The 26,279-nt window shown below is 44.8% G+C and carries 25 protein-coding genes; 13 read left to right on the top strand and 12 right to left on the bottom strand.

The window, feature by feature from the left end; genetic code table 11:
- Positions 1-247 precede the first annotated feature (247 nt).
- From thiI to rlmM, 5 genes are all read left to right on the top strand, one after another.
- Entirely contained in the window at positions 248-1,696 is a 1,449-nt protein-coding gene (gene thiI / locus AB4161_RS15740; RefSeq protein ID WP_372083587.1) for a tRNA uracil 4-sulfurtransferase ThiI, read from the top strand.
- Between the two features lie 671 nt (positions 1,697-2,367).
- Complete coding sequence (locus AB4161_RS15735; protein ID WP_012604639.1) at positions 2,368-3,276, top strand: transcriptional regulator GcvA; 909 nt, start codon at positions 2,368-2,370, stop codon at positions 3,274-3,276.
- Complete coding sequence (locus AB4161_RS15730; protein ID WP_372083586.1) at positions 3,269-3,892, top strand: alpha/beta fold hydrolase; 624 nt, start codon at positions 3,269-3,271, stop codon at positions 3,890-3,892. The genes AB4161_RS15735 and AB4161_RS15730 overlap by 8 nt, the downstream gene beginning before the upstream one ends.
- Positions 3,882-4,280, top strand: a complete 399-nt coding sequence (locus tag AB4161_RS15725) for a DUF423 domain-containing protein (protein WP_102319950.1) — start codon at positions 3,882-3,884, stop codon at positions 4,278-4,280. The genes AB4161_RS15730 and AB4161_RS15725 overlap by 11 nt, the downstream gene beginning before the upstream one ends.
- Positions 4,277-5,368 carry a 23S rRNA (cytidine(2498)-2'-O)-methyltransferase RlmM gene (gene rlmM, locus AB4161_RS15720; RefSeq protein WP_017070491.1) on the top strand — a complete coding sequence of 364 codons (1,092 nt, stop codon included), beginning with the start codon at positions 4,277-4,279 and terminating at the stop codon, positions 5,366-5,368. The genes AB4161_RS15725 and rlmM overlap by 4 nt, the downstream gene beginning before the upstream one ends.
- Positions 5,369-5,448: 80 nt before the next feature.
- Here the strand turns inward: rlmM and xni are convergent, their stop codons facing one another.
- The 5 genes from xni to queF form a co-directional block, all read right to left on the bottom strand.
- A complete protein-coding gene (gene xni / locus AB4161_RS15715; RefSeq protein ID WP_017069498.1) occupies positions 5,449-6,222 on the bottom strand; it encodes a flap endonuclease Xni in 774 nt (257 codons plus the stop codon).
- Positions 6,223-6,315: 93 nt separating this feature from the next.
- Positions 6,316-7,680 carry a nucleotide 5'-monophosphate nucleosidase PpnN gene (gene ppnN / locus AB4161_RS15710; protein ID WP_372083585.1) on the bottom strand — a complete coding sequence of 455 codons (1,365 nt, stop codon included), beginning with the start codon at positions 7,678-7,680 and terminating at the stop codon, positions 6,316-6,318.
- A gap of 243 nt (positions 7,681-7,923) precedes the next feature.
- Positions 7,924-9,489, bottom strand: a complete 1,566-nt coding sequence (locus AB4161_RS15705) for a GGDEF domain-containing protein (RefSeq protein WP_372083584.1) — start codon at positions 9,487-9,489, stop codon at positions 7,924-7,926.
- Between the two features lie 118 nt (positions 9,490-9,607).
- A complete protein-coding gene (locus tag AB4161_RS15700; protein ID WP_065584007.1) occupies positions 9,608-11,866 on the bottom strand; it encodes a tetratricopeptide repeat protein in 2,259 nt (752 codons plus the stop codon).
- Positions 11,867-11,924: 58 nt separating this feature from the next.
- Positions 11,925-12,770: an NADPH-dependent 7-cyano-7-deazaguanine reductase QueF gene (gene queF, locus AB4161_RS15695; protein WP_065584006.1), complete on the bottom strand. Its 846-nt coding sequence runs from the start codon at positions 12,768-12,770 to the stop codon at positions 11,925-11,927.
- Between the two features lie 131 nt (positions 12,771-12,901).
- Between queF and syd the strand changes: the two genes are divergently transcribed.
- Both syd and AB4161_RS15685 read left to right on the top strand, forming a co-directional pair.
- Positions 12,902-13,447 (top strand): SecY-interacting protein, encoded by a 546-nt coding sequence (gene syd / locus AB4161_RS15690; protein WP_017069494.1) that lies wholly within the window; start codon positions 12,902-12,904, stop codon positions 13,445-13,447.
- A 4-nt stretch (positions 13,448-13,451) separates the two neighbouring features.
- Positions 13,452-14,228, top strand: a complete 777-nt coding sequence (locus AB4161_RS15685) for a Zn-ribbon-containing protein (RefSeq protein WP_017060766.1) — start codon at positions 13,452-13,454, stop codon at positions 14,226-14,228.
- Between the two features lie 120 nt (positions 14,229-14,348).
- Here AB4161_RS15685 and AB4161_RS15680 read toward each other — a convergent pair whose 3' ends face one another.
- From AB4161_RS15680 to metN, 3 genes are all read right to left on the bottom strand, one after another.
- A complete protein-coding gene (locus AB4161_RS15680; RefSeq protein ID WP_017060765.1) occupies positions 14,349-15,158 on the bottom strand; it encodes a MetQ/NlpA family lipoprotein in 810 nt (269 codons plus the stop codon).
- Between the two features lie 66 nt (positions 15,159-15,224).
- Positions 15,225-15,908 carry a methionine ABC transporter permease gene (locus AB4161_RS15675; RefSeq protein WP_017060764.1) on the bottom strand — a complete coding sequence of 228 codons (684 nt, stop codon included), beginning with the start codon at positions 15,906-15,908 and terminating at the stop codon, positions 15,225-15,227.
- Entirely contained in the window at positions 15,898-16,932 is a 1,035-nt protein-coding gene (metN, locus tag AB4161_RS15670; RefSeq protein WP_017060763.1) for a methionine ABC transporter ATP-binding protein MetN, read from the bottom strand. Before metN ends, AB4161_RS15675 begins: the two co-directional genes overlap by 11 nt.
- A 207-nt stretch (positions 16,933-17,139) precedes the next feature.
- On the opposite strand from metN, the gene gmhB reads away from it, so the two are divergent.
- The 5 genes from gmhB (at position 17,140) to treC (ending at position 22,671) form a co-directional block, all read left to right on the top strand.
- Positions 17,140-17,724, top strand: a complete 585-nt coding sequence (gene gmhB, locus AB4161_RS15665; protein WP_017060762.1) for a D-glycero-beta-D-manno-heptose 1,7-bisphosphate 7-phosphatase — start codon at positions 17,140-17,142, stop codon at positions 17,722-17,724.
- 112 nt (positions 17,725-17,836) lie between these two features.
- Complete coding sequence (locus AB4161_RS15660; RefSeq protein WP_017060761.1) at positions 17,837-18,178, top strand: MliC family protein; 342 nt, start codon at positions 17,837-17,839, stop codon at positions 18,176-18,178.
- Between the two features lie 91 nt (positions 18,179-18,269).
- Positions 18,270-19,214, top strand: coding sequence for a trehalose operon repressor TreR (treR, locus tag AB4161_RS15655; protein WP_017060760.1), 945 nt, complete (start codon positions 18,270-18,272; stop codon positions 19,212-19,214).
- Between the two features lie 205 nt (positions 19,215-19,419).
- Positions 19,420-20,844 (top strand): PTS trehalose transporter subunit IIBC, encoded by a 1,425-nt coding sequence (gene treB / locus AB4161_RS15650; RefSeq protein ID WP_102319954.1) that lies wholly within the window; start codon positions 19,420-19,422, stop codon positions 20,842-20,844.
- Between the two features lie 141 nt (positions 20,845-20,985).
- A complete protein-coding gene (gene treC / locus AB4161_RS15645) occupies positions 20,986-22,671 on the top strand; it encodes an alpha,alpha-phosphotrehalase (RefSeq protein WP_029235475.1) in 1,686 nt (561 codons plus the stop codon).
- Positions 22,672-22,852: 181 nt separating this feature from the next.
- Here treC and AB4161_RS15640 read toward each other — a convergent pair whose 3' ends face one another.
- Positions 22,853-23,455: a YitT family protein gene (locus tag AB4161_RS15640; RefSeq protein ID WP_017060757.1), complete on the bottom strand. Its 603-nt coding sequence runs from the start codon at positions 23,453-23,455 to the stop codon at positions 22,853-22,855.
- 347 nt (positions 23,456-23,802) lie between these two features.
- Between AB4161_RS15640 and glyA the strand changes: the two genes are divergently transcribed.
- The gene (glyA, locus tag AB4161_RS15635; RefSeq protein ID WP_017066387.1) at positions 23,803-25,053 is read left to right on the top strand and encodes a serine hydroxymethyltransferase; all 1,251 of its coding nucleotides are present in this window, start codon (positions 23,803-23,805) and stop codon (positions 25,051-25,053) included.
- Positions 25,054-25,285: 232 nt separating this feature from the next.
- Here the strand turns inward: glyA and AB4161_RS15630 are convergent, their stop codons facing one another.
- From AB4161_RS15630 to AB4161_RS15620, 3 genes are all read right to left on the bottom strand, one after another.
- On the bottom strand, positions 25,286-25,612 hold the full coding sequence (locus tag AB4161_RS15630) for a hypothetical protein (RefSeq protein WP_239849349.1): 327 nt from the start codon (positions 25,610-25,612) through the stop codon (positions 25,286-25,288).
- Between the two features lie 232 nt (positions 25,613-25,844).
- On the bottom strand, positions 25,845-26,036 hold the full coding sequence (locus AB4161_RS15625; protein WP_004738555.1) for a DUF4250 domain-containing protein: 192 nt from the start codon (positions 26,034-26,036) through the stop codon (positions 25,845-25,847).
- Between the two features lies 1 nt (position 26,037).
- A complete protein-coding gene (locus tag AB4161_RS15620; protein WP_008222923.1) occupies positions 26,038-26,241 on the bottom strand; it encodes a YaeP family protein in 204 nt (67 codons plus the stop codon).
- Positions 26,242-26,279: the final 38 nt, after the last annotated feature.

The following is a 26,279-nucleotide window of genomic DNA, read 5'->3' as shown; positions in this document are numbered from 1 at the left end:
GTTTGCTGGTCTTCAATGGTTCTCTCTGCGGCATTTATGTCGTTTCGAAACCTGCTACTGTTAATAACAAGCGGTTTAATGATGGTGTTACAGCAAGCACTCTTTTCCTTGCTTCACTTTCTCATGTATAATTCGCGCCCTTAGATTTAGATATGATCTATTCTTGCTTCAAGTGCTGTGTAAATTCTCTAATTTACTTGGCGATGAGCGTTTTCAAAATTTTGAACATTAATGTTGTGAAAGTACTATGAAATTTATTGTTAAGCCCCATCCGGAAATTTTTGTAAAAAGTGAATCGGTGCGTAAGCGCTTCACAAGGATTCTAGAGTGCAACATTCGTAACGTTATTCAACGTCGCTGTGAAAGTGTTGCGGTATTCAACCGTCGCGATCATATTGAAGTGACGTCTGAGAGTGACCAGTACTACGCAGAAGTGTTAGAGGCTCTGACTCACACTCCAGGTATTCACCACTCTCTTGAAGTTCAACAGTCTGAATTCAAAGACTTGCACGATATTTACGAGCAAGTACTAGAACGCAGCCGTGCTGACATTGAAGGCAAGACTTTCTCTGTACGTGCTAAGCGTCGTGGTAAGCATGACTTTACCTCTATTGAACTTGAGCGCTACGTAGGCGGCGGTCTAAACCAAGCAGTTGAGTCAGCGAAAGTTCGACTTAAGAACCCTGATGTAACCGTTAAGGTTGAAGTGGTTAACGACAAGCTAAACCAAGTTCTAGCTCGTCACAAAGGCCTCGGTGGCTTCCCTCTTGGTACTCAAGAAGATCTACTGAGCTTGATCTCTGGCGGCTTTGATTCTGGTGTTTCAAGCTACCTGCACATCAAACGCGGCTCTAAGGTTCACTACTGTTTCTTCAACCTTGGTGGCCCAGCGCACGAGATTGGTGTTAAACAAGTGGCTCACTACCTATGGAATAAATACGGCTCATCTGCAAAGGTGAAGTTCATTTCTGTAGACTTTGAACCTGTGGTTGCTGAAATCCTTGAGAACGTTGAAGATGGCCAAATGGGCGTTGTTCTTAAGCGTATGTTCATGCGTGCTGGTGGTATGGTTGCAGAGCGTTTCGGTATCGAAGCACTAGTAACGGGTGAAGCTCTTGGTCAGGTTTCTAGCCAAACGCTAACTAACCTGCGTCATATCGACAACGTGACGGACACTTTGATCCTTCGTCCACTGATCAACTGGGATAAAGAAGACATCATCGACCTTTCTCGTATCATCGGTACTGAAGACTTCGCTAAGGTAATGCCTGAGTACTGTGGTGTTATTTCTAAGAAGCCAACAGTGAAAGCGAAGAAAGGCAAACTGGAAGCAGAAGAAGCTAAGTTTAACTTTGAAGTGCTGGATCAAGTGATCGAGAACGCTCGTGTTATGGATATCCGTGACATCGAGAAAGAGAGCCAAGAGCAAGCGCCTGAAGTTGAACAAGTTCAAGCTGTTGCTGAGCACGCTATCGTTCTTGATATCCGTAGCCCAGAAGAAGAAGACGAAAGCCCATTAGAGATCGAGGGTGTTGAAATTAAACACATCCCATTCTTCAAGCTTTCGACTCAGTTTGGCGACCTAGACCAAGCGAAAGAGTACTTGCTGTACTGTGACCGTGGTGTAATGAGCCGTCTACAGGCACTTTACCTACAAGAGCAGGGCTTCCATAACGTTAAGGTTTACCGCCCATAGTGGTGTGTTGACCAAGCGTTAATCATTTTGCAAAGCCGTTTACTGAAAAGTAAGCGGCTTTTTTATTTTCTATTGTGAATGATTTACAGTAGTCAGACAGAGGCGTGAGTTTGGGCGTGCTATCGTCATGCTCAGCTTTGAAATTTTTGATTGATAGAAAGAGTGTGTTCTAAACGGGTTTATAAGTACCGAAGAAGTGTGAGTATCTTGAAGTATTCTGTTACTTTTTAGTGCAACTCAATGGTGCTATTTGTATGTGTTCAGTTGATTATTTGAGTGGGTGTCTGATTCTGTGATTGGCGATGAAAAATAATAAAGATTAATTAGCACAGCTATTGATAAACTTGTTGTTACATTTCTTTGCACATAAAAAAACACCGCCCATAAGGCGGTGTAAACAAATTTGACAGACAGGTCAAAATAAATACAGGAAGTACATGCCTCGTTTCAGTATAAACTGCAACAAAACATTTGGTAGAACTCTACCCAACTCGAAAAGAACGAGTTTGCAAACACAACATCGCAGGAGCTAAGCCAATTGATTCTAGAGAGAATCAAGCCGTTCAGGCTAGCTGCTGCGGGATGAAATATAGAATTTCTCTGGCTGCTAGGCAATGGACAAATTATAATGTTTCAGATAAAAAAAACTAATGCTTATTTAGAGAGTAACTATGTCTCGTCGATTACCCCCATTAAACTCGCTAAGAGTGTTTGAAGCTGCAGCTCGACACTTGAGTTTTACGCGTGCTGCAGAAGAGTTGTTTGTTACTCAAGCGGCAGTCAGTCATCAGATCAAAGCGCTTGAAGAATTCTTATCTTTGAAGCTGTTTCGCCGAAGAAACCGCTCTTTGCTGCTAACTGAAGAAGGTCAAAGCTACTTCTTAGATATCAAAGATATTTTCACATCACTAGCAGAAGCGACAGACAAAGTGCTGGAGCGAAGTGAGAAGGGCGCATTGACCATCAGTTTACCGCCGAGTTTTGCTATTCAATGGTTGGTACCAAGGCTCGCTGACTTTAATCAGCAAGAGCCTGATATTGATGTAAGAATCAAAGCCGTTGATATGGATGAAGGCTCGCTAACCGATGATGTAGACGTCGCTATCTATTATGGCCGAGGTAATTGGTCGGGGCTTAGAGCCGATAAGCTTTACCAAGAATACTTGATCCCTCTTTGCTCACCTTCCGTGCTGCTAGGAGTAAAACCATTAGAATCTCTCAGTGATTTAGCATGTCATACGCTATTGCATGATACTTCTCGAAAGGATTGGAAACAGTTCGCTAAGCAAAATGGCATCGATGGGGTAAACGTTAATCACGGCCCTATCTTCAGTCACTCAACCATGGTGCTGCAGGCAGCGGCTCACGGCCAGGGCATTGCTCTGGGTAACAACGTGTTGGCGCAGCCTGAAATCGAAGCGGGTCGTTTGATTGCGCCTTTTGATGAAGTGTTGGTGAGTAAGAACGCCTTCTATGTGGTTTGTCATGAGAAACAAGCCGACATGGGTCGTATTGCTACCTTCCGCGACTGGATGCTAGCGAAAGCGCAAAGTGAACAAGAGGACTTACTCGATGAATAACGTCATCATTGATGGTGAAGACAATCCCATCACCTTTATCTTTGCCCATGGTGCTGGCGCAGGCATGGAGCATGAGTTCATGCAGTCGGTAGCCAAAGGGTTAGCCTTTAAAGGGATACGAGTGATTCGTTTCAACTTCCCTTACATGATTAAACGTGCTGAAGATGGTAAGCGTCGTCCACCTGACAGAGCGCCTAAGCTACTTGAAGCCTATCAAGAGATTATTGAGCAGGTTGATGTCGATAAGCTTGTGATTGGTGGTAAGTCGATGGGAGGGCGTATGGCGAGCCATTTGTCTGAACTTGATAAGGTGGCCGCAATGGCGTGTTTAGGCTTTCCTTTCCACCCATCAGGTAAACCCGAGAAATACAAAGGTGAGCATCTGGCTGAGTTAGCAAAGCCATGCCTCATTTTACAAGGTGAGCGCGATACCTTTGGTAAGCGTGAAGAGTTTGCTGATTTTGATCTGTCTGATTCTATTCGTGTTGAATTTATTCCCGATGGCGACCACAGCTTTAAACCTCGTAAGAGTTCTGGTTACACCGAGCAGCAGAATATTGCGTTAACCGTTGAGAAGTTATCAGCGTTTATCAAAGAGGTACTCAATGAGAAGTAAGTATTTACTCACGTTTGCTGGCATCTCTGGTGCGGTTGCTGTGATGCTTGGCGCCTTTGCAGCTCACGGTTTGAAAGCTATCTTGTCTGAATATCTGCTAGGCGTGTTTGAGACGGGTGTTCAGTACCAATTTATCCATACTCTAGCGATATTGGCGTGTGGCGCTCTGCTGCAGATGAAACTTGGCGCTAAATCACAAAAATATTTTTTCATTGCGGCAATTTGCTTTATCATCGGCATCCTTTGTTTTAGTGGCAGCCTTTATGGCTTGGCACTGACAGGAATAAAATGGTTTGGCCCTATCACTCCGTTTGGTGGTCTACTATTTATCATTGGTTGGGGAGTCTTCTCCTTCGCTGCTTTGAATATAAAAGAGGTAACTCAGTGAAACACGTACTACTTTATTGTCGCTCTGGTTTTGAAAAAGAATGTGCTGGCGAAATTCAAGACAAGGCAACACAACTGGAAGTGTTTGGTTTTCCTCGCCTAAAGAACAATACAGGTTTTGTATTGTTTGAATGTTACCAAGCAGGTGAAGCGGACAAGTTGATCAAAGAGATCGATTTCCAATCACTGATCTTTGCTCGTCAAATGTTGGCAGTGGCTGTTGAAATTAAAGACCTGCCAACCGATGACCGTATTTCTCCAATTCTTGAGGCGCTTTCTGAGAAAGAAGGTTTCCCTCGTTGTGGTGATATCCGTATTGAAACGCCAGATACTAACGAAGCAAAAGAGCTTTTGAAGTTCTGCCGTAAATTTACCGTGCCGATGCGTCAAGCGATGCGTGGTAAAGGCCTGATGACAGCGAAAGATAACGCTAAGAAGCCTGTGCTTCATTTATGCTTCATCGCTCCGGGCCACTGTTTTGTTGGTTACTCTTACCCAACGAACAACTCCCAGTTCTTTATGGGTATCCCTCGTCTGAAGTTCCCATCAGATGCGCCAAGCCGTTCTACATTGAAGCTAGAAGAAGCATTCCACGTATTCATCCCTCGTGATGAGTGGGACGAGCGTTTGGCTCCAGGTATGTGGGGTGTTGATTTAGGTGCATGTCCAGGTGGTTGGACTTACCAATTGGTTAAGCGCTCGATGTTCGTTCACTGTGTTGATAACGGCATGATGGCAGACAGCCTAATGGAAACAGGTCAAATTAAGCACCACATGGTGGATGGCTTTAAGTTTGAACCAGACCGTAAGAACGTAACTTGGATTATCTGTGACATGGTTGAGAAGCCAGCTCGTGTTGCTCACCTTATGGGTGAGTGGATCATCAAAGGCTGGGCGAAAGAAGCACTGTTCAACCTTAAACTGCCTATGAAAGGCCGTTACGATGAAGTACTGCAAGATATCGAGAACCTAAAAGTGTTCCTGATTGAGAATAAAGTGAAGTTCAAGATGCAGGCTAAGCACCTTTACCACGATCGCGAAGAGATCACGGTCCACATTCAGGCGCTTTCAAACATCTCACCGCACTAATATTTACGTTAGTGTGTCAGTGATAAAAAATGCTCCTTTAAGGGGCATTTTTTGTATCAATATTATCGAGTCACAGCGACTTAAGCGTTTGCTTCGTAACGAATATCTTGCAGGTTGAACCCTAAATCAATATCGGTTTTGAGTGCCGATACTTGCTTACATACACGAGCGGATTCGATGTGTTCGTCGAACTTCTTACGATATTTTTTCGGCAGATCTTCTGCTTGATAGGCCGCTTCGATATCTGGGTAAGTGGTCAATATCTCTTTGGCTGCTTTTGGCCCGATACCTGGGATGCCCGGTACTTGGCTTGAGCTTACGCCCGTTAATCCCCAGTAATCCGCCAGTTGTTCAGGTTTAACGCCAAACTCAGCTTCGATAAAGGGTTTATCTAACCAGCGGTGCTGGAAGTAATCTCGGATCTGAAGCGTTGGTGACAACAGTTGGCAGTAGCCCTTATCCGTCGAGACGATGGTGACGGTTTCTCCGTGGTCAGCCACTTTCTTTGCCAGTGTTGCGACGAGATCATCCGCTTCATCGCCATCAGACAGCAGTGAATCAATGCCTAACTCCCACCAAGCTTGTTGAATAGCATCAAGGCCTTTCATCAATGGTTCTGGCATCGGTTTACGATTCTGCTTATAAGCAGGAAGCACATCTGCGCGCCAGCCACGGTCTTGTAAATGGTGATCAAATACCGCGATGATGTGGGTGGGCTTTGATTCATTCAGAATCTTATTGAGAGTGCGAATTGTGGTGGTAATGGTTCTTGCTATATCGGTTGGATCCGGCTGAACAGAGTGCACGCGTCGGATGAGGTTTAAGGCATCGATAATAACAAGATGGATAGACATAAGTTTCCACTAAATAGGCAATAAAAAAGGGGCTGCTAGCCCCTTATAGTAACGTATCACTTGGTGAGTTGAAACGTTGGTAACGTAAACGCCTTAATCACGTGAGGCGATTTTATAGCAAGGCACGTAGTCGGTCCCTCCCGGTAACTTCATTCGATGTTGCTCAACAAAGTCATTCAGCAGTTGGTCCATCTTGGTCATTAGCTCTTTGTCGCCATCAATTAGGAATGGGCCGTGCTTCTCGATCTCCAGAATACCCTCTGCTTTGACGTTACCAGCCACAATGCCTGAGAACGCTTTACGTAAATTAGCGGCTAGGCTTTCTGTTTTTTGGTCCATATGAAGATCAAGCGCCGCCATAGATTCGTGTGTTGGGTCGAATGGCAGTTGGAACTCAGGCTCAATATGCAGTGACCAGTTGTAGCTGTAGGCATCACCGGTCTCTTTACGGTGAGAACGCACATCTGGCATCGCTTGTTTCATGATTTTCGCAGCGCGTGCTGGGTCATCAATCACGATCTCGTAATGTTTCTGCGCATCAGGCCCTAGAGTTTCCCCAATGAACTTATCGATTGAGCGGAAGTAAGCCTCACTCTCTTTCGAGCCAGTTAGGACAATCGGCATTGGTTGTTCGGCGTTATTCGGGTGCATCATGATCCCTAAGATGTACAGCAGCTCTTCCGCCGTGCCGGGGCCGCCTGGGAAAATGATGATGCCATGCGCCATACGAACGAATGCCTCAAGACGCTTCTCGATATCTGGCATGATCACCAGTTCGTTTACTATCGGGTTTGGTGGCTCAGCGGCAATGATTGAAGGCTCTGTCAGCCCTAAGTAACGATGATCAGTATAACGTTGCTTAGCGTGACCAATAGCCGCGCCTTTCATTGGCCCTTCCATCGCACCCGGTCCACAACCGGTACAGATGTTCAGCTCACGTAGGCCCAGTTCATTACCCACTTCGCGAGTGTACTGGTATTCAGTGGCATTAATTGAGTGACCACCCCAACATACAATCAGGTTAGGCTCGATGCCTGGCGTCAACGCACCTGCATTTCTCAAGATACCAAACACAAGGTTAGTAATGTGAGTGGCATTAGTCAGGTTGAGCCTTTGGTTATCGGCTAAGTGCATGTTGACGTAAACAATGTCACGCAGCACTGAAAATAGGTGCTCTTGAATACCCTTGATGATTTCACCATCGACAAAGGCATGCTCTGGTGGGTTGCTTAGTTCGAGCTTAATACCACGCTCACGTCGCACTACCTCAACATCAAACGATTGATACTTGTCGAGTAGCTCTTTGGAGTTGTCGGTATGGCTACCCGAGTTCAGGACCGCTAACGTACAGTTGCGATACAGTTGGTACAGATCACTAGACGCGGTTTTCTTAAGACGCTCAACCTCAAGTTGAGAGAGTAAATCCATGCTACCGGCAGGGCTGATATGAGTGATCATAGTGCCTCCTTGTTGAAAAGAGCAGGGGACGTTGAAGTGACCCTCTGGCTCGAGAGTGAGAAGCAAACGTTGAAAGTGTTTGGTTAAAGGTAGGAGAGAGTTAACCAGACGAAACGGATACGACAGCGTTGCTTGCCATGAATGCTTGTTAAGCGAATGTTAATCATTAGCTTAGCAAACATTGAGGGAAATGGTATGTGATAAGTATTTGAAAAAATGAAATAAATTAAATCTAGGGCTGGCCTAGTGCCAAACAAGTTGGTTGGTACCGCGTTGTTTTGCTTTATTTAGAGTCTTATTGAGTCGCTCTAGCACTTCTTCAGGTGTATCTGACTCTTTAAACTGAGTACTTGCCGCGCATAAAGTGATCGTGATTTGCTGGTCACGGAATTTAAAGGGCAGGCGGCTTACTTGAGTTTGAATGTTCTGAATCACCTGATGGCAATATTCATCGGTTTGCTCTGGCAGCAATAACACAAACTCTTCACCTGAAAAACGTGCCACAGTATCGGTGGTGCCTGCTTCTTTGGTAATAGTTCTTGCGATGATCTTGAGTGCTTTGTCGCCCGCGGTGTAACCAAAGCTATCGTTAATTGCTTTGAAGTTGTCGATGTCGAGCAGTACTACGCGTAGCGAGTGTTGAGCGCGGATCCAGCGGCGATACTCAAGCTCTAAGCGATCAGTAAAGGCAGTGCGATTGTAAACCTTGGTTAGAGGATCAAGCAGCATACGCTGAGCCTGATCTTCCAAGCGCTTACGGTAATCTTGCGTCACTTCATAGAGTGAATCTAACTGAGTCTTTCCGTAACTCATTCTCTCTATCAGAGCTTGTTCTTTTTGCTCTGCGTGGTTCAGCCTTTCCGAAAGAGAGGCGATTTCACTGAGTAGCGGATTAATCGACAGCTTTAAACTATCAATATCTTTCGCTTTATCTACCGAGCTTTGGCTTCTAGTGACTAGTTCATTTAACTCAGAGTTTAGACCTTGTCGGCGCTCAAAGTAGCTCTGGCTCTGGTCGGCATTTTGGTCTGCCGTTTTGATGCTGGACGCTAAAGAAGAATTAAGCTGATCGATGAATTGTTCAGACTTCTTACGCTCTAGGTTGGTGCCTTCAATTACCAGTTTGAGGATCTGAAGTGTCAGCTCAAGCAGATTTTGTGTGGAAACACCCAGTAGCAGTTTCGCTCGAATATCGGTAAGCAAATCACCCGATTCACCCTCGAAATCGAGTTCAGTGATCAGATGTTGTAATTCGTTTGATAGGTCGGAAAGGAGTTCTTGTTCCGGAGAATGCGTAACGTCGGCAAAATGAGTGCGTGAGTTATTCGCCATAATCTTTATGGCACGCTCATAAATACCGAGAAGTTTCATGGCGTGGTCGACTTTCTGACTGCCATTGCATTCGGAGAAGCTAAGTAAGTTTCGTAGGTCGCGTTTGAGCTGTGCTGGAAGGCCAGTTATGCGCTGCAGCGTTTCCCCACTGTGCTTAATGCTATCGTCCAGATACCCGTTCTGTTTATCCATAGCCAACGTTTTCTGCTTAAGCATCCTTTCTAATACTGCCAGTTTTGGGATCATTGAGCTAATGTCTTTTTGCTTTTCTAGCTCTTCCCTAAGGGCAATGAGGTTTTCATCTAAATGGCTGTTACTACCAACACATGCATCACTTAAAGACGTGACGATACGCTTTAGAACTTTCTGTTCTCTAATAAACTTGAACGAGGTGTCTCTTTGCGTCAAACGGACCTGCTCCAACTGAGATTTCAGCTGGTGGAGTTGCGCCTGAATGTCTTTTTCAAGAATGCCCATAGATGTATTTATTAGCGCCGCGTAGACCGATCTCGATCATTTTGATGAAATTCCGTTACATCGATAATAACAAAACTAAAAATAAGGTCACGACTTGCTGCTCTTAACCGCTCGCAAATCAGTCATCTTTTAGCATTTTTTTGATGTTGTCCTCATTCTGGTACGAGGATTGTATTTTTATTAACCCTTGATTAATCGCATGTTTACACGCTTCTCTTATGTTACCAGTTGCAAGGCTCGCTGCTGGTGCATTATCGATAGCTTTTAGATAGACCCATTGGCTACTGCGCTCTTTGAGACTGATCTCACGGGCGAGATTGGTCGACATCAACAATACGTCGAGCAGCTCTTGATCGTTAATTGCGGTGTAAGCGCGTGGCAAGAATGGGTAGTCAGCGATGCCCATACGGACCGTTCGGTTGATGTTTCGCTCTGTTTCGAAGTCATTCACCCAAGACTGAATCTTTCTGAACATGTCCTCAGGCGACAAATCACGGTCCGCGTTTGGCTCGATATAAAGCAGGTTCGCATCCGAGAAGTGGTAGACACGAGCTGGGCCTTCAAGCTTAGATTTTAGGAATTCACCGAAAGCGTCTTCCAGTTCTAGACCGGCTTTGTAACCGTTCTGCGTGTACATATTGCGTAAGAACGGTAAATCAATCATCACGAAGCGTAAGCGGTCGTTGAGTGGCTCATGAATCAATTCGCCAAGTTGCCACTGTTCGAAGGTCTGGCTGGTTTGTTCTAGCGAATTGGACAGCTTGGCATTCAGCATTCTGAGGTTCGGGAGCTTAGATCGTGAGTGCGTAAACAGGTCTGTTCGTAGTGAGTCGACTTCTTTGGCTAAGGTTTGAATGAGGTAGCCACGGCGAAGCACAAAGAAGAACAAGATAATACTGAACAAGAATAGGGCGAACGATATTTTCTGGAACTTGCGATGCTCTAGTTTGTACTTTTCTAGCTCTTGCGCTTGGCCTGCGTAGTGCAGGGTTTGTTCGGCAAATTCTTTCTGTTGACGGAACGCGTCTTCGCCAACACGGTTGAGTTTTTGCTGCTCTAGAGAGACAAGGCTGTTGTATTGCTTGAGGTTTGCCAATGCTTGCTGTGGACGACCTGCCTGTTCATAACCCAAAGAAAGTAAGTAGTACGAGCGTTGTGAAAGGCGCATGTTCTCTATCTGGCGTGAGATCTCAAGTGCACGTGTCGCATGCTTTATCACGTCTTCGCTTTCTTGTAGGTGATACGCTAACCCTGCAGATAACAGTGCAGCACGGCCTTCCAGCTTTGGAATGTCGGTATATTCCAGCAGCTCAAGGGCACGGGTTAGGTACTGTTCTGCTAGAGGGTAGTTATAAAGGCGTAAGTAGGTCGCCGATAGACTTAGTCGGATATCAATGACTTGGTGGATATCTCGGTCAGTGCTTTCGTGATCAAGAACGTTGAAGAAGTGTACCAAGGCAAGGTTATATTTCCCTTGATAGAAGTACACATCCCCCATTTTCTTAAGCACTTGTGCTAAGACAGGCGAGTTTTCAAAGTTGTCATAGAAATCAGCGGCTTGAGATAGGTGTTCTAACGCTTTATCCAACACTTGGCGCTCAAAGAAAAGCTGCGCAAGTAGGCGGTTGACCTTGGCCAAACGTGAACTTAGATTGCCCTCTACTGATTTCCAGTAGCCATACAACAACTCGGATAACGCGTGGTTGTACTCTTTGTGAGTCAGATAAAACTCGCCGACGGAGATATGGTAGTCGATGGTGACTTTTTCAGAGTAACGTTGATCGAGATAGGTTTTGGCTTCTTGATAGAACTTTTCGGCTTCATCGATCTTGTTGTCGTAAGAGGCGATGTCGGCTTTCAACATGATCAAGCGATAGGTAATGCCTTCCGTTAAGCGTAAGGTTTTATTCACCGACTCTAGATTTGTTTCAATGTTAGTGAGCTCTGATTTTGCTTTGGCTGATTTTCTATCACTCAGCCAAAGTAAGCGAACTTTTAGGATCTGAAGATCTATTTTTAGGTAATCAAGCTTATAGGTTTGCGCTAGCTCGGAGGCTTTGTCGATGTGCTGAATCGCAATACGCATATTGCCAAGGTTGTATTCCGCTTTGGCTAAGATCTTATACGCATCGATACTGCTGTTTGGTGTTCGAATCGAGGAGTCTGTCTCTTCGCGAGAAATAGCTGAAGGGCTTTTCTCGCGTTGATCAGAAAGGACACGCAGCGTTAGGTAGCTGTTGGCCATTTGTTTTGCTTGGCTCGGATCGATCTCAACCAAATTATTGGCTTCATTGAGTAGCGCCGACGAATAAACCGACGCATTGACCGATGTGCTTAAGCTTAAAATAAATAGACTAACAACGTATAACCAACGCATTTCAATGTCCCTTTAAAGATTTGGTAGGTTCAAATAAGTGTGGGTGGTTCTCGCCTGATTATTGGCGAGCCATACGCTTATTGTGGCTTGGTCTATCTTGCTCTGTTGAACGGTATGGGTTGATATCCAGACCACCACGACGTGTGTAACGTGCGAACACAGTTAGCTTCGAAGGTGCACAGTATTTCATGATGTCAGTGAAGATACGCTCAACACATTGTTCGTGGAATTCATTGTGCTCACGGAAAGAAACTAAATAGCGTAGCAGAGCTTCACGGTCAATTTGCTTACCAGAATATGCGATCTCAACGCTGCCCCAATCCGGTTGATTGGTGATCAAACAGTTCGACTTCAATAGGTGGCTGTGCAGTGTTTCTTCAACGTCTTGTTCGCCAGCAGCGCCTTCAAGCAGCGACGCTTCAAAATCATAGCTAGTGATTTGGATATCTTGGTTGTCGATACAGTCACCCTCCATCGTCACGATAGGTTGGTTCGTGTAGTCGGTTACTGAGTTTACATTCACAATCACAGGTTCGCCTGCACATGCAGACAAATCTTGGGTCAGGCGCTCGGTTACTTGATCCCAGTTTTCAAATTGAGTCTGGTTATAGCTGTTTAGGTACAGCTTGAAAGATTTTGATTCAATTAAATTTTGGCTGGTGGCTGGGATGAAAACTTCGCCCACCGCTACTTGTGGTAGACCATTGGTGTTTAGCCACGAAAGCTCGTACATCGTCCAAATATCATGACCAACAAAAGGCAGCTCGCCGTTTAGCGCAAGATCATCGCGATTAAGGCTACGAGGTACTGGCTGCAATAAACTTGCATCGTATTGGTTAGAGTACTCAGTTTTTTGGCCAAGGGTTAAACCCGCTAGCTCTTTTGCGTCAGAATATTTGCTCATACTTTCGTTTCAAATTCGATTAGAATGGGGTCGATTTTACTGAATCCCCCTTACCCTGTCATTAAGTCATCGCTTAATCGGCGCGGAAAGGGCTCGGATTCTATTTATTATTTTGTGTTTAGGAGATTTTCATGACTCAACGTGCTCAAGACGCACTACTTTCTTTTAGTCAGCGATACGTTGACGCGTGGAAGCAGAAACACCAAAGCTTACCTCGTAATGAGGAGTTGGTGGACATCGAATCGCCATGCGTAGAAGAAAAGAGTGGCGATGCCGTGTTGTGGAAGCACTATCCACGTGAGCAATTCGCGGATTTCACCAACGTTGAAACCGGTATTGAGTTGACTCTGCATGAAGACATCAAAACTTTCTACGGCGCACAATTCAGCGCAGATATGAACGCAACTTTCGATGGTAACGAATTGACTCTGTTACAGATTTGGAGTGATGAAGACTTCGAATGCCTACAAGAAAACATTTTGGGTCACCTAGTAACTCAGCGTCGCTTGAAGCTAAAACCAACGGTTTTCATTGCCGCGACCGATGCTGAGCTGGATGTTATCTCTATCTGTAACCTAACGGGTAACGTGATTTTGGAGCGCTTAGGTACCAAAAATCGTGATGTGCTCGCCGAGACATTGGCAGAATTTTTAGAAAAGCTACAACCAGCGGTATAAATAGATGTACGTACTAGAACTTCAATTTGAGTGTTTTGATAACACAACGGTAAGCGCTGTCGACAAGGCGGTTAATGGCTTAATGGATGCACTTCGTTATAACGGACAAGTGTTAGGTCGTGAGTTCCCAATCGTGATGGGCGATGGGGAATTCTATGTTCGCGTTGTGTGCCCGGAGCAAGATAGCTTGCACCCGCGGAATCACTCAGACTTTGTGAAAGTGTGTTTTGATCGCTTGTCTAACGCGAGCCTACTAGCGCCTAAAATGCGTTTGCTAGGTCGAGATCTGAACTCAGAAGAAGTGGCAGAAGATGAAACACCAAGCTGGCAGGTGTTATACACGACATTCGTGCACACCTGTTCACCGCTGCGTAGTGGCGATAGCTTGCTACCAATCCCTTTGTATCGCAATCCACCTACCTTCAATGGCGACCATAAAGCCGTGTTGAAATGGCAGACCGAATGGCAAGCCTGTGATGAAGTACAAATGGGTGGTGGTTGTCGCGCGGAACATGCAACGCTAACCGAGATCAGTGACACGAAGAGTGTGCTGTTTAAACGCGGTTGGGGTCTAAGAGGGCGCATTGAGTATCTGACTAAGGTTCCAACCTACTATTACTTATACCGTGTCGGTGGGATCAGCCTGAAAGATGAAAAAGAGCGCAAATGCCCGCAATGTGGTGGTGAATGGCTGCTAGATGCGCCTATCCACGATATTTTCTATTTCAAGTGTGATGACTGCCGATTGGTGTCAAACATCTCTTGGGATCACCTGAAGTAATCGACTTTGTTTCGCTTAAATCTGAGATGCTTTACTTTCTAGCAAATCTTTATCATTAAAAAAGGGGCTGACGTTATGTCAGCCCCTTCGGGTATCTATACAGTGCTGTCGTTTAGTTGATTACCAACCTTTAACGACGCCACCTTGGAAGATGTCAGAAGCTGCGTTGTACACTTCTTCAGTTTGGTAAGCTTTAACGAAGTTTTGTACGTTTTCAGCGTTTAGGTTGTCTTCACGAGAAACGATTAGGTTTACGTAAGGAGAATCTTTGTCTTCAACGAATACGCCATCTTTTTGTGGAGTCAGGTTGATAGAGCTCGCGTAAGTTGTGTTGATGATAGATAGAGCAACATCATCAAGAGAACGTGGCAGTTGAGCTGCGTCTAGTTCAACAATCGTTAGGTTCTTAGGGTTACCCACGATGTCGCGAACTGTAGCTAGAAGACCTGCGCCTTCACGAAGTTCAAGAAGACCTTGTTGCTCAAGAAGAAGTAGAGAGCGACCTAGGTTTGTAGGGTCGTTTGGTACAGCAATACGAGCACCGTCTTGGATTTCGTCTACCGATTTCACTTCTTTAGAGTAACCCGCAATTGGGTAAACAAACGTGTTACCAGCGATAGTTAGCTTGTAGCCACGGTCAGCCACTTGCTGATCTAGGTACGGTGCGTGTTGGAATGCGTTGATGTCGATAGAACCATCATCTAGAGCTGCGTTTGGTGTTACGTAATCCGTGAAAGTAACCAGTTCAACGTCTAGGCCGTATTTCTCTTTCGCTACTTTAGCTGCCACTTCAGCAACTTGCGCTTCTGCACCTGCCATTACGCCAACTTTTACTTTAGAAGTATCCACTTCTTTATCGCCACAACCTGCTAGAACTAGCGCTGAAGCTGCTGCTGCGATAGTTAGTAAACCTTTAAGGTTAAATTTCATAATAATCTCCTTTTAATAAATCTATTTAATTAGGTTCAGACGACTCTACTCTTTATGTGTGAGTCTTTATCTGTGGTCAACGCGGCGAACTAATGAATCACCGATTGATTGAATAATTTGTACCAGCACAATCAACATCACTACTGTCACAGCCATGATGGTCACATCGTAGCGGTGGAATCCGTAACGAATCGCGACATCACCTAGGCCACCACCGCCTACAGTACCGGCCATTGCTGAGTAGCTCACCAGAGTCACTAGCGTAATCGTTACTGAGTTGATGATAGTCGGTAGTGCTTCTGGAAGCAGAACCTTATTGATGATTTGTGTTGGTGTTGCGCCCATTGATTGGGCCGCTTCCACTAGACCTGTTGGTACTTCAAGTAGTGCACTTTCGATAAGTCGAGCCACGAATGGGATAGCGCCAATCGTCAGTGGAACAATCGCTGCTGTTGTACCGATGAAAGTACCAATCAGCATCTTAGTCAGTGGAATAATCGCAACCATCAAAACTAAGAAAGGTACTGAACGACCCACGTTCACAATCGCACCTAGAATCTTGTTTACTTTGGTGTTCTCTAACAGGCCACCTTTTTTAGTCGTATGCAGAATCACGCCTAGTGGAATACCGACCGCGAAGCCAACAATGCCTGCAACAGCAACCATGTAAAGCGTTTCGCCTGTTGCGCCTAATAGAAGGTTACCGTTAAGGCTGATCCAGTCAGCAATCTCGTTGAAACTAAAGGACATAACCAAGCACCTCTACTTTTACATTGTTGTCGCGTAGGAATTGGATAGCAGCATTATCATCTGCTTCATTACCGAACAGTTCAGCGACCATCATGCCGAACTTCACGCCACCGGCGTAATCAAGGTCAGAACTTAAGATGCTGACATCGATATTGAATTTACGTGCGATTTGCGTCATTAGCGGAGCATCAACCGTTGCACCAGTAAACTCAAGACGCACCAGCGGGTAGCTGCTGTTTACGCGAGTCTCTTGCAAACGTGCTTGGTAATCTTCAGGGATCGTCAGATCCAACGTTGAGCGAATAAACTGATGCGCTAGCTCTGTCTTCGGATGAGCAAAGATGTCACCGACTGTACCTTTCTCTACCAATTCACCGCCGCCAATGATCGCAACCTCGTGACAAATGCTTTTAACCACATCCATCTCGTGTGTAATAAGCAGGATAGTGATGTTCAGCTTGCGGTTGATTTCACGCAGCAGCTCAAGGATAGATTGAGTTGTTGCTGGATCCAATGCGCTGGTGGCTTCATCACATAGCAGTACTTTCGGGTCAGAGGCCAGTGCGCGAGCAATCGCCACACGCTGCTTTTGACCACCACTTAGGTTTGCCGGGTAGGTGTCACGCTTATCAGCAAGGCCAACCAGTTCAAGTAACTCGCTGACTTTCGCTTCAATAATCGCTTTATCTTTACCAGCAAGTTCTAGAGGCAGTGCTACATTGTTAAATACAGTACGAGAAGACAGCAGGTTGAAGTGCTGGAATATCATGCCGATGTTACGGCGCGCTTCGCTAAGTTCTGATTTGCTGAGTTTTGTTAGGTCGATACCGTCAACAATCACTTCACCAGAGGTCGGAGCTTCCAACATATTTACACAACGGATCAGGGTACTTTTGCCTGCACCAGAAGAGCCGATGACTCCAAAGATTTGACCTTGAGGAATGTGGAGGTTGATATCAATTAAGGCATTGATTTCTTTAGTGCCTTGATAAAAAACCTTGTTGACTTGATTCACTTTAATCATAGAGAAACCCGTGCAGGTAGAACAGAATAATATGTCGATAGCTCGCTCGATTTACAGACGATGCTATGGTGTTCTATGATCTAAGTCAATAGATATTTTTACGTCTAGACGGCTAAACGTCGATTGTATGGCTAAGCTAGAAACAAATCGTTAACGAACGCAAAACTAAATAGATAGTGATGAAGCAAATAAAGCGTGTAATAATTAATGATTAATAGAGAGTTGATAGAGAACAAAATTTTGTCTAAACCTGCTGTTTTTTTAGATCGTGATGGAGTGATTAACGTTGATCACGGCTACGTACATGATGAGCATGACTTTGAATACATCGATGGTGTGTTTGAAGCGGCGAAAGCGTTTAAAGATATGGGTTATTTATTGGTGCTAGTGACCAACCAATCTGGTATTGCTCGCGGCATGTTTAGTGAAGACCGTTTTCTTTCTTTAACGCAGTGGATGGATTGGAACTTTGTTGATAATGGTGTCGAGCTCGATGGCATTTATTACTGTCCTCACCACGCTGAGCACGGTATTGGTGACTACAAGCAAGATTGTGAATGTCGTAAGCCAAAGCCAGGCATGTTCATTTCTGCTCGTGACTTTCTGAAGATTGATATGGCTAACTCGGTCATGATCGGCGATAAAGCGGAAGACATGATGGCTGCAGAAGCAGCAGGTGTTGGTACTAAAGTCTTGGTAAGAACGGGTAAACCCATCACTGAAAAAGGTGAAGCGTTGGCTAGCGTGGTACTTGATAGCATTAAAGACGTACCCGCTTTCTTAAAAGGCTAAACGTTTTATTTATCACTAAGGTATGGACCTATCATTAGGCACTTACATTAGGTTTGTTCGAACCTGTGAATAGGCTAAGTGTCGTTGACTATATAAAGATGAGGAACGAAGTATGAAAGCTATGTTGGTAGCATCTCTATGTACAGTAGCATTGGTTGGGTGCTCTAAATCAGCAGCCCCTGAGACTGATAGCGCAACATCGAATGATCAATTCGCGACTTATCAATGTGAGTCTGACGTCTCGTTTGATGTGTCTTACCTTGATAATGAAAAAGCGGTACTACGCTTGCCTGATAATGAATACCGCCTGACTCAAGTTCCAGCGGGCTCAGGAACCAAATACATCTTAGATGATGGCACTTCAGAGATGATTAACAGCATCACTTTGCGCACGAAAGGTGACAATGCGCGTCTAGAACTTGGTCGCGTAGTCTATCGAAATTGCCAAAAGTAAGTCATAGTAAGAACTGCTAGTATTTACAAACAGTTAAGTGAGGGAATCTACCCTCACTTTTTCTTCTCTTCCCTTTAACGTTAGACTTTTTATGAGCAAAAAACTCACTATTCTTGATATTGCAAAGCTGTCCGGTGTTGGTAAGTCAACCGTATCACGCGTTCTGACCAATGATCCAAAAGTGAAACCTGAAACCCGTGAAAGGGTAGAAAGAGTAATTCAAGAATCTGGGTACACGCCTTCAAAGTCTGCGCAATCGATGCGCGGTGGCAGCCAAAAAGTCATCGGCGTGATTATCTCTCGTTTGGACTCTCCCTCTGAAAACAAAGCCGTTAGCACGATGCTGGCCGAGTTGTATCGAGCGGATTACGATGTCGTGATCATGGAAAGCCAACTTGATAGAGATAAAGCCAATGAGCACCTGCAAGTTCTAAAGCGTCGTAACGTTGATGGCATTATTGTATTTGGTTTTACTGACTGCGATATTCCGGCAATCGAAGCTTGGGAACACAAAGCGGTGGTGATTGCTCTGGATACCGAGAACGTGACGTCGATTAACTATGATAACCAACAGGTGATCAATAGTGCGTTGGTGCATTTATCGGATCAAGGGATCTCTGACGTTGGCTTTATCGGGGTTGATCCTAGTGATAAATCAACCGGTGAACTGCGTCTTAAGGCTTATCTCGATTGGTGTGAAAACACAGGTTCAGTGGCAAACTATCGTACTGGTCAACTTCATCACGAAAGTGCTTATCAGCTGGTGGATGAGGTGTTAACTCCCGCGACTCAAGCGATCGTTTGTGCCAGTGATACGCTGGCTCTTGGTGTAATCAAGCGTCTGCAAGAACTACAACGTGAAGATGTGGTCGTCACTGGCGTTGGTGGTAATGATCTTCTCTCTTTCTTATTCCCACGAGTATTTAGCATTGATCCTGGTTACCAATCTGCAGGTAAGTTGGCTGCTAATCTATTGATCTCTCAGCTTTTAGGCAATTCAGAGATCTCTCATCATACGCAATCTCCTATTCTATAATCCACTCAATTAAGCGAAATTGAACGGCTTAGATTAAAATTAGAGTGTGATCTCTTTCAATTAATGGGATTGTTCCCATTTTAATTTATCATTCATACGGGCATTATAATAACCGTAATTGGGAATGTTCCCATAAGTCTAAGTCTGAGTGATTATAGCTTGCATGGTTTAGATTAGTAATTGAATGAAACCAGGGTGGGGTAGTATGAGTAAGATAGCGAAGCAAGACGTTGCGCGTCTTATCGAGTTAGTCGGTGGTAAAGAAAACATTGCGAGTGTCAGCCACTGTCTGACTCGACTGCGTTTTGTATTGAACGATACAGAGCAGGCCAACAAAGCTGAACTCGAAAAACTGAAGCTAGTAAAAGGCTGTTTTACTAATGCAGGCCAATTCCAAGTTGTGATTGGCACTGAAGTTGATGAAGTGTACGCACTTCTGATTGAACAGACAGGTAAAGAGGCATCATCAAAAGATGAGGCGAAGCTGGCTGCTCGTCAAAACATGAACTTCCTTGAGCGTGGTATCTCCCATTTAGCCGAAATTTTCGTACCACTGCTGCCTGCCATCATTACAGGTGGTTTGATTCTTGGTTTCCGTAATGTGATTGGCGACATTCGCATGTTCGACGGCAAAACCCTCGTTGAAATCAGTCAATTCTGGGCAACCGTTCACTCTTTCTTATGGTTGATCGGCGAAGCTATTTTCTTCTTCCTACCGGTTGGCGTGTGTTGGGCTACGGTTAAGAAGCTTGGCGGAACCCCTATTTTGGGTATCACGCTCGGTGTGACCTTAGTTTCACCACAACTCATGAACGCATACATGATAGGTAAATCGGTACCTGAGGTATGGGATTTTGGGCTGTTCGTGATAGAGAAGGTCGGTTATCAGGCTCAGGTGATCCCAGCGATGTTAGCGGGTGTGGCTTTGGCGTTCATTGAAACCAATCTTAAGCGTATCGTCCCTGCTTACTTGTACCTAGTGGTTGTGCCATTTGTATCGATTATTTTGTCTGTGATTCTAGCGCACGCTTTCATTGGCCCATTCGGTCGTATGTTAGGCGATGGTGTGGCATTCGCGGCTAAAGCTGCAATGACAGGTGATTTTGCGATTCTTGGTTCAGTGGTTTTTGGTTTCCTATACGCACCTTTGGTTATCACGGGTATTCACCACACCACCAACGCGGTGGATCTGCAACTGATGCAAGACTTAGGCGGGACACCAATTTGGCCTTTGATTGCACTATCAAACATTGCACAAGCTTCAGCGGTTGTTGGCATCATTATCTTAAGTAAACGCGAAGGTGAACGAGACATCTCGGTTCCAGCTGCAATCTCTGCCTACTTAGGTGTGACGGAGCCTGCGATGTACGGCATCAACCTTAAATACAAATTCCCAATGCTGAGCGCAATGATCGGCAGTGCTGCAGCGGCTGCAATCTGTGGTAGTGCAGGTGTGATGGCGAATGGTATCGGTGTTGGTGGCTTGCCGGGTATCTTATCGATTCAACCGCAATATTGGTCTGTTTACTTAATTGCGATGCTGGTGGCGATTGTACTACCCGTCACGTTAACACTGTTCTTCTATAAACGAGCACAGATGAAAGGCGAGCTAGAAACCGCCAACGCGTAATGCATTAAATAAGCGATGACTCCAAAGTGAGCCATCGCTTTTTCTCTTAGTTATAGCTTTTTCTTTTAGTTATAACGGCTATTCGACCATGATTTGCATGGTGGTTTTTATTTTATATTTTCTGGTAAGTGAGTGTTAGAGATGGCGATGACTGAGCATGATGAAAGTTGGTGGAAAACCGCAACCATCTATCAAATCTACCCAAAGAGCTTTTGTGACAGTGGCAGTAAAGGTACTGGCGACATCAAAGGGATCATTTCGAAACTGGATTACCTCAAACATTTGAGTGTCGATGCGATTTGGCTAACCCCGGTTTACGCATCTCCTATGATCGATAATGGTTACGATATCTCAGACTACTACGCGATTAATCCTCAATTCGGCACCATGGAAGACTTCGACTTATTACTGTCTGAAGCGCACCAACGTGGTATCCGTATCGTGATGGATATCGTGGTAAACCACACCTCGACAGAGCATGCATGGTTTCAATCTGCTTTGGGCGACAAAAACAGCTCTTACCGCGATTACTATATTTGGAAAGATCCCGTAGATGGTCAAGCACCAACTAACTGGCAGTCTAAGTTCGGTGGTAATGCGTGGGAACTAGATGAGGCGACTGGGCAATACTTCCTACACTTATTCGCCAAAGAACAGGCTGACCTCAACTGGGAGAACCCGGTTGTACGTGAAGAAGTGAAAGACGTTATCAGCTTTTGGGCAGAAAAGGGCGTTGATGGTTTCCGCTTGGATGTGATCAACCTGATTTCGAAGCAGCAAGACTTTCCTAATGATGATATCGGTGATGGCCGTCGTTTCTATACCGATGGTCCACGTGTACACGAATACCTGAAAGAGATCAGCGAAGCCGTATTTCAGAAGTACGGCAGCGTGACCGTAGGCGAGATGTCTTCAACCACGTTGGAACACTGCCAGCAATACTCAAACGTTGATAACAGTGAGCTATCGATGGTGTTTAACTTCCACCACCTTAAGGTCGATTACACCAATGGTGAGAAGTGGACCAATGCGCCGTTTGATTTCTTACAGCTCAAATCGATCTTTAACCACTGGCAAACGGGATTGAATGGCAAAGGGTGGGGCGCACTATTCTGGTGTAACCACGACCAACCAAGAGTGGTGAGTCGCTTAGGTAACGATCAGCAATATCGAGTTGAATCAGCCAAGATGCTCGCCGCTTCTGTCCACATGATGCAGGGCACACCTTATATCTATCAAGGTGAAGAGATTGGCATGACTAACCCTAGCTATACTGAAATTAGCCAGTATCGTGATGTTGAGAGTACCAATATGTACGACATCATGGTGAACCGTGATGGTGTGGCTCATGAAGATATGATGGCGATTTTGGCGCAGAAGTCTCGTGATAACTCTCGTACACCAATGCAATGGAACAGTGAGCCTTACGCAGGGTTCTCACAAGCTCAGCCATGGCTTGATGTAGCGAATAATTACCCTGGGATTAACGCTGAGCAAGCACTGGAAGACAAAGACTCTGTTTTCTATTTCTATAAGAGTTTGATTGAGTTACGTAAACAAGTGCCAGTGATTACAGATGGCAGCTATCAAGATCTATTGCCTGATCACTCATCCATTTTTGCATATGCACGTGAGAACGAAGGGCAAACCTTGCTGTGTATTAACAACTATTATGGTGAAGAGGCGGAGTGCGTTTTACCGGAACGTTTTGATATGACTAAGGCGAAGAGTCTGTTGTCTAACTATCAACAAGCGAACACTTCAGTTGCATTACATCATCAAGTCTTACGTCCTTACGAGACTCGTATTCTCTTGATTGAAGGTTAACCTTGTTTCATTTTAAGAAGCTTGATTCTTATTCCCCTTAAAGGATTGGGCTTCTACAAAGGCTTTGGAGTGCTCCCCAAAGCCTTTTTTGTTTTAGTGATGGCTGGAATATCGTGCCTCGAGTCTACTTGCGAGAAGTTTGAGCATCGAGTGCCAGCAACGACAGAGCAGGTAATGAACTCTAAGACGCGTAATTCACCGAGTAGCGAGTTGGTTTGTGGTTCATTGCCAATACGATGTTCAATACTGCGGTGCCTAATACAGAAACGGCAATCACCCAAGGTGATACGAAGAAGAACGATGCAAACAGAATACATGCATCAATACCCATTTGTGTTTTACCTACCGAGATACCGTAGCGGTCTTGGATAAACAAGCACAGTACGTTGAAGCCACCCAGACTTGAGCGGTGACGGAATAGGATTAGCATACCTAAGCCCATTAGTAAGCCGCCGGCAACAGCACAATAGATCTCGTTATGAACTTCTAGCGAGATAACTAAGTATAAATGATCGGCAAACACAGACACTAAAGCACCAGAAATCGCACTGCTAATAGCAAAGCTACGGCCGAATCGTTTCCATGCTAATAAATAGAATGGACAATTGGCAACAAAGTACAAAATACCAAAGGTTACAGGCAAGAATTGACTCAAAAGCAGAGCCAAGCCAGTAGTGCCCCCGGTAAGCAGGTTCGCTGACTGTAAAAAGAAGACGCCTAACGCCACTAAAAACGTGCCAGTGAGAATCGCTACCCAATCTTCTTTACGTGAGTGTTTTTCCATCGTTTTTATAATTACCTAACCAATAAAGGCGTGCATAGTAGAGAAAAACCTTAGCTTTCGGTAGCTTGAGGGGCAAAATTAAGGTAAACCTATGTAATCTGCGTTTTACAGGGTGTAAAGCGTAAAATTGACAGTAAGCGCCATCTTTGGTTGGATAAGCCAAATAACCATGATGAATCTTATTTGTGATTATGAAAAAACTGCATGATAAAATTGCAATTAGCTCTTTATGACCTAGATCAAATTATGTAGAATGCGTCACATCAAAACGGTGACGGAAACGTTTGCTTTCGGTCGTTGTGTGGTTTTTTTGAAACTTTCAGTACAATCTGAGTCAGGAGATACAGATGCTTAAGCGTGACATGAACATTGCTGATTACGATGCGGATCTATTCGCAGCTATCCAAGAAGAAACTCTTCGTCAGGAAGAGCATATCGAACTTATCGCTTCAGAAAACTACACAAGCCCACGTGTAATGGAAGCTCAAGGTTCTCAGCTAACAAACAAATACGCTGAAGGCTACCCAGGCAAGCGTTACTACGGTGGTTGTGAGTACGTAGACAAAGTTGAAACTCTAGCAATTGAACGTGCATGTGAACTATTTGGTGCAGAGTACGCAAACGTACAGCCTCACTCAGGTTCTCAAGCAAATAACGCTGTATACATGGCACTACTAAATGCAGGCGATACGGTTCTAGGTATGAGCCTAGCACACGGTGGTCACCTAACTCACGGTTCTCCAGTAAACTTCTCTGGTAAGCTTTACAACATCATCCCTTACGGTATCGATGAAGCGGGTCAAATCGATTACGAAGAGATGGAAAAGCTGGCTATCGAGAACAAGCCTAAGATGATCATCGGTGGTTTCTCTGCTTACTCTCAAATCTGTGATTGGAAGCGCATGCGTGAAATCGCTGACAAAGTAGGTGCTTACCTGTTCGTAGATATGGCTCACGTAGCAGGTCTAATCGCTGCAGGCGTTTACCCGAACCCAGTGCCACACGCTCACGTAGTAACTACAACGACGCACAAAACGCTTGCGGGTCCTCGTGGTGGTCTAATCCTTTCTAACGAAGGCGAAGATCTTTACAAGAAGCTGAACTCAGCAGTATTCCCAGGCGGCCAAGGTGGTCCTCTAATGCACGTTATCGCTGGTAAAGCAGTAGCGTTCAAAGAAGCTCTAGAGCCAGAGTTCAAAGAATACCAAGCACGCGTTGTTGCTAACGCAAAAGCAATGGTTGCTGAATTCCTAGCTCGTGGTTACAACATCGTTTCAGGTTCTACAGAGAACCACCTGTTCCTAGTTGACCTAATCAACAAAGACATCACAGGTAAAGAAGCAGATGCAGCACTAGGTGCAGCAAACATCACTGTAAACAAGAACTCAGTACCAAACGACCCACGTAGCCCATTCGTTACTTCAGGTATCCGTATCGGTTCTCCTTCTATCACTCGTCGCGGTTTCTCAGAAGCAGACGCGAAAGAGCTAGCAGGTTGGATCTGTGACATCCTAGATAACATGGGTGATGAGTCTGTTATCGAAGCGACTAAAGCAAAAGTATTAGAAATCTGTAAGCGTCTACCTGTTTATGCTTAATTTTTCTTCGTAGTGATTTGAACTTCGTTGTCGAGCATGCTCACTTACATTCGTAAGCTCCGCGTGCTCTCCTAGAATTTCAAACAACTACTTTGAAAAACGATGATACTAGAGGCTCCTTAATAGGAGCCTTTTTTGTGTCTGGTGATCAGCGAATGAGAGTGAAGAGAAGCGGGTACTAAAAAGGGCTAATGCTTTCACATTAACCCTTTGTTCTTTGATTGTGTCGATTCTACTTTTTGATGCTAAGTAGGGTGCCTGACTTACACTTGAAAGAGTAGTAGTGGCGGCTTTCACTGAACTTACCTAGGCCTTCGCCATCGCAGTAGTCGATGTTGATGTCACGCATCACTTCTAGTGTATCTTCGCTTTTCAGAGCGAATTTAGAGCCATCAGAGCAGACGATACGAACTCGTTCATCATGGCTTACAGAGTAAATATCGACTTCAGTATTACACAGCTCAAAAGAGGCTTCGCGAAAGTTGTCTTGCTGAGTATTTGAAGCGCAACCTGCGGTGAGTGCGGCTGCGATAACGGCTAAAAGTCCGAGTCTTTTCATTGTTAATCCTTCACTATCATCAAGTTGGGTGATGAGTTTTATATGCTAGTTTGGGTAGCCTATACAACAATACGCTTTGGTTCAAGGCGCGTTCGTTGACTCTAAGATATAAAAGTATAGGTGCAGACAGATAATTTATAACGGGTTTACTGCATGTTTACTTGTTACGTATCACCAACAAAAAAAGACCAACACAGAGGTTGGCCTTTAAATAGGAAGATTTTTTTAACGACTATCGAAACTGTTTAGCTTCTGGAAGATACTCAAAACCAGCAGACGCGAGCTTTGCGATCAATGCTGCTTTGTCGATCTCGTAGAAGTTGACCACTCGATCTAAATCACCGCCGAAGTCGTCACGAAGCTTCATGTTGACGATGCTCATCAACATCACTGGATCCATTTTTTCAAAGTTAGCGAGGTTCATATTAGTCCTCGAAATCTGAAATCAGTAAGTTAGCAGCGGCAAAGGCTGCACGTTCACGAGCTTCTTTAGGAAGAGACTCATCGGCAGCAAGGTCATTCAATGTTTTTACTGCGCAGGTGATCGCTTTAGGGATATAGCCTTGGTCGCCACTGCCAATTTGAGAATACAGTTCACGCACCAAATCACAACAATCGTATACTTTCATTTTTATACCTAACCAAATGATAACTGATCTCAATATAC

The organism is Vibrio sp. 10N.286.51.E5 (genome assembly GCF_041469125.1).
Lineage (GTDB): Bacteria > Pseudomonadota > Gammaproteobacteria > Enterobacterales > Vibrionaceae > Vibrio > Vibrio crassostreae_C.
Note: the sequence above shows the minus strand (reverse complement) of the source record. Positions and strands in the feature narration are given on the sequence as shown.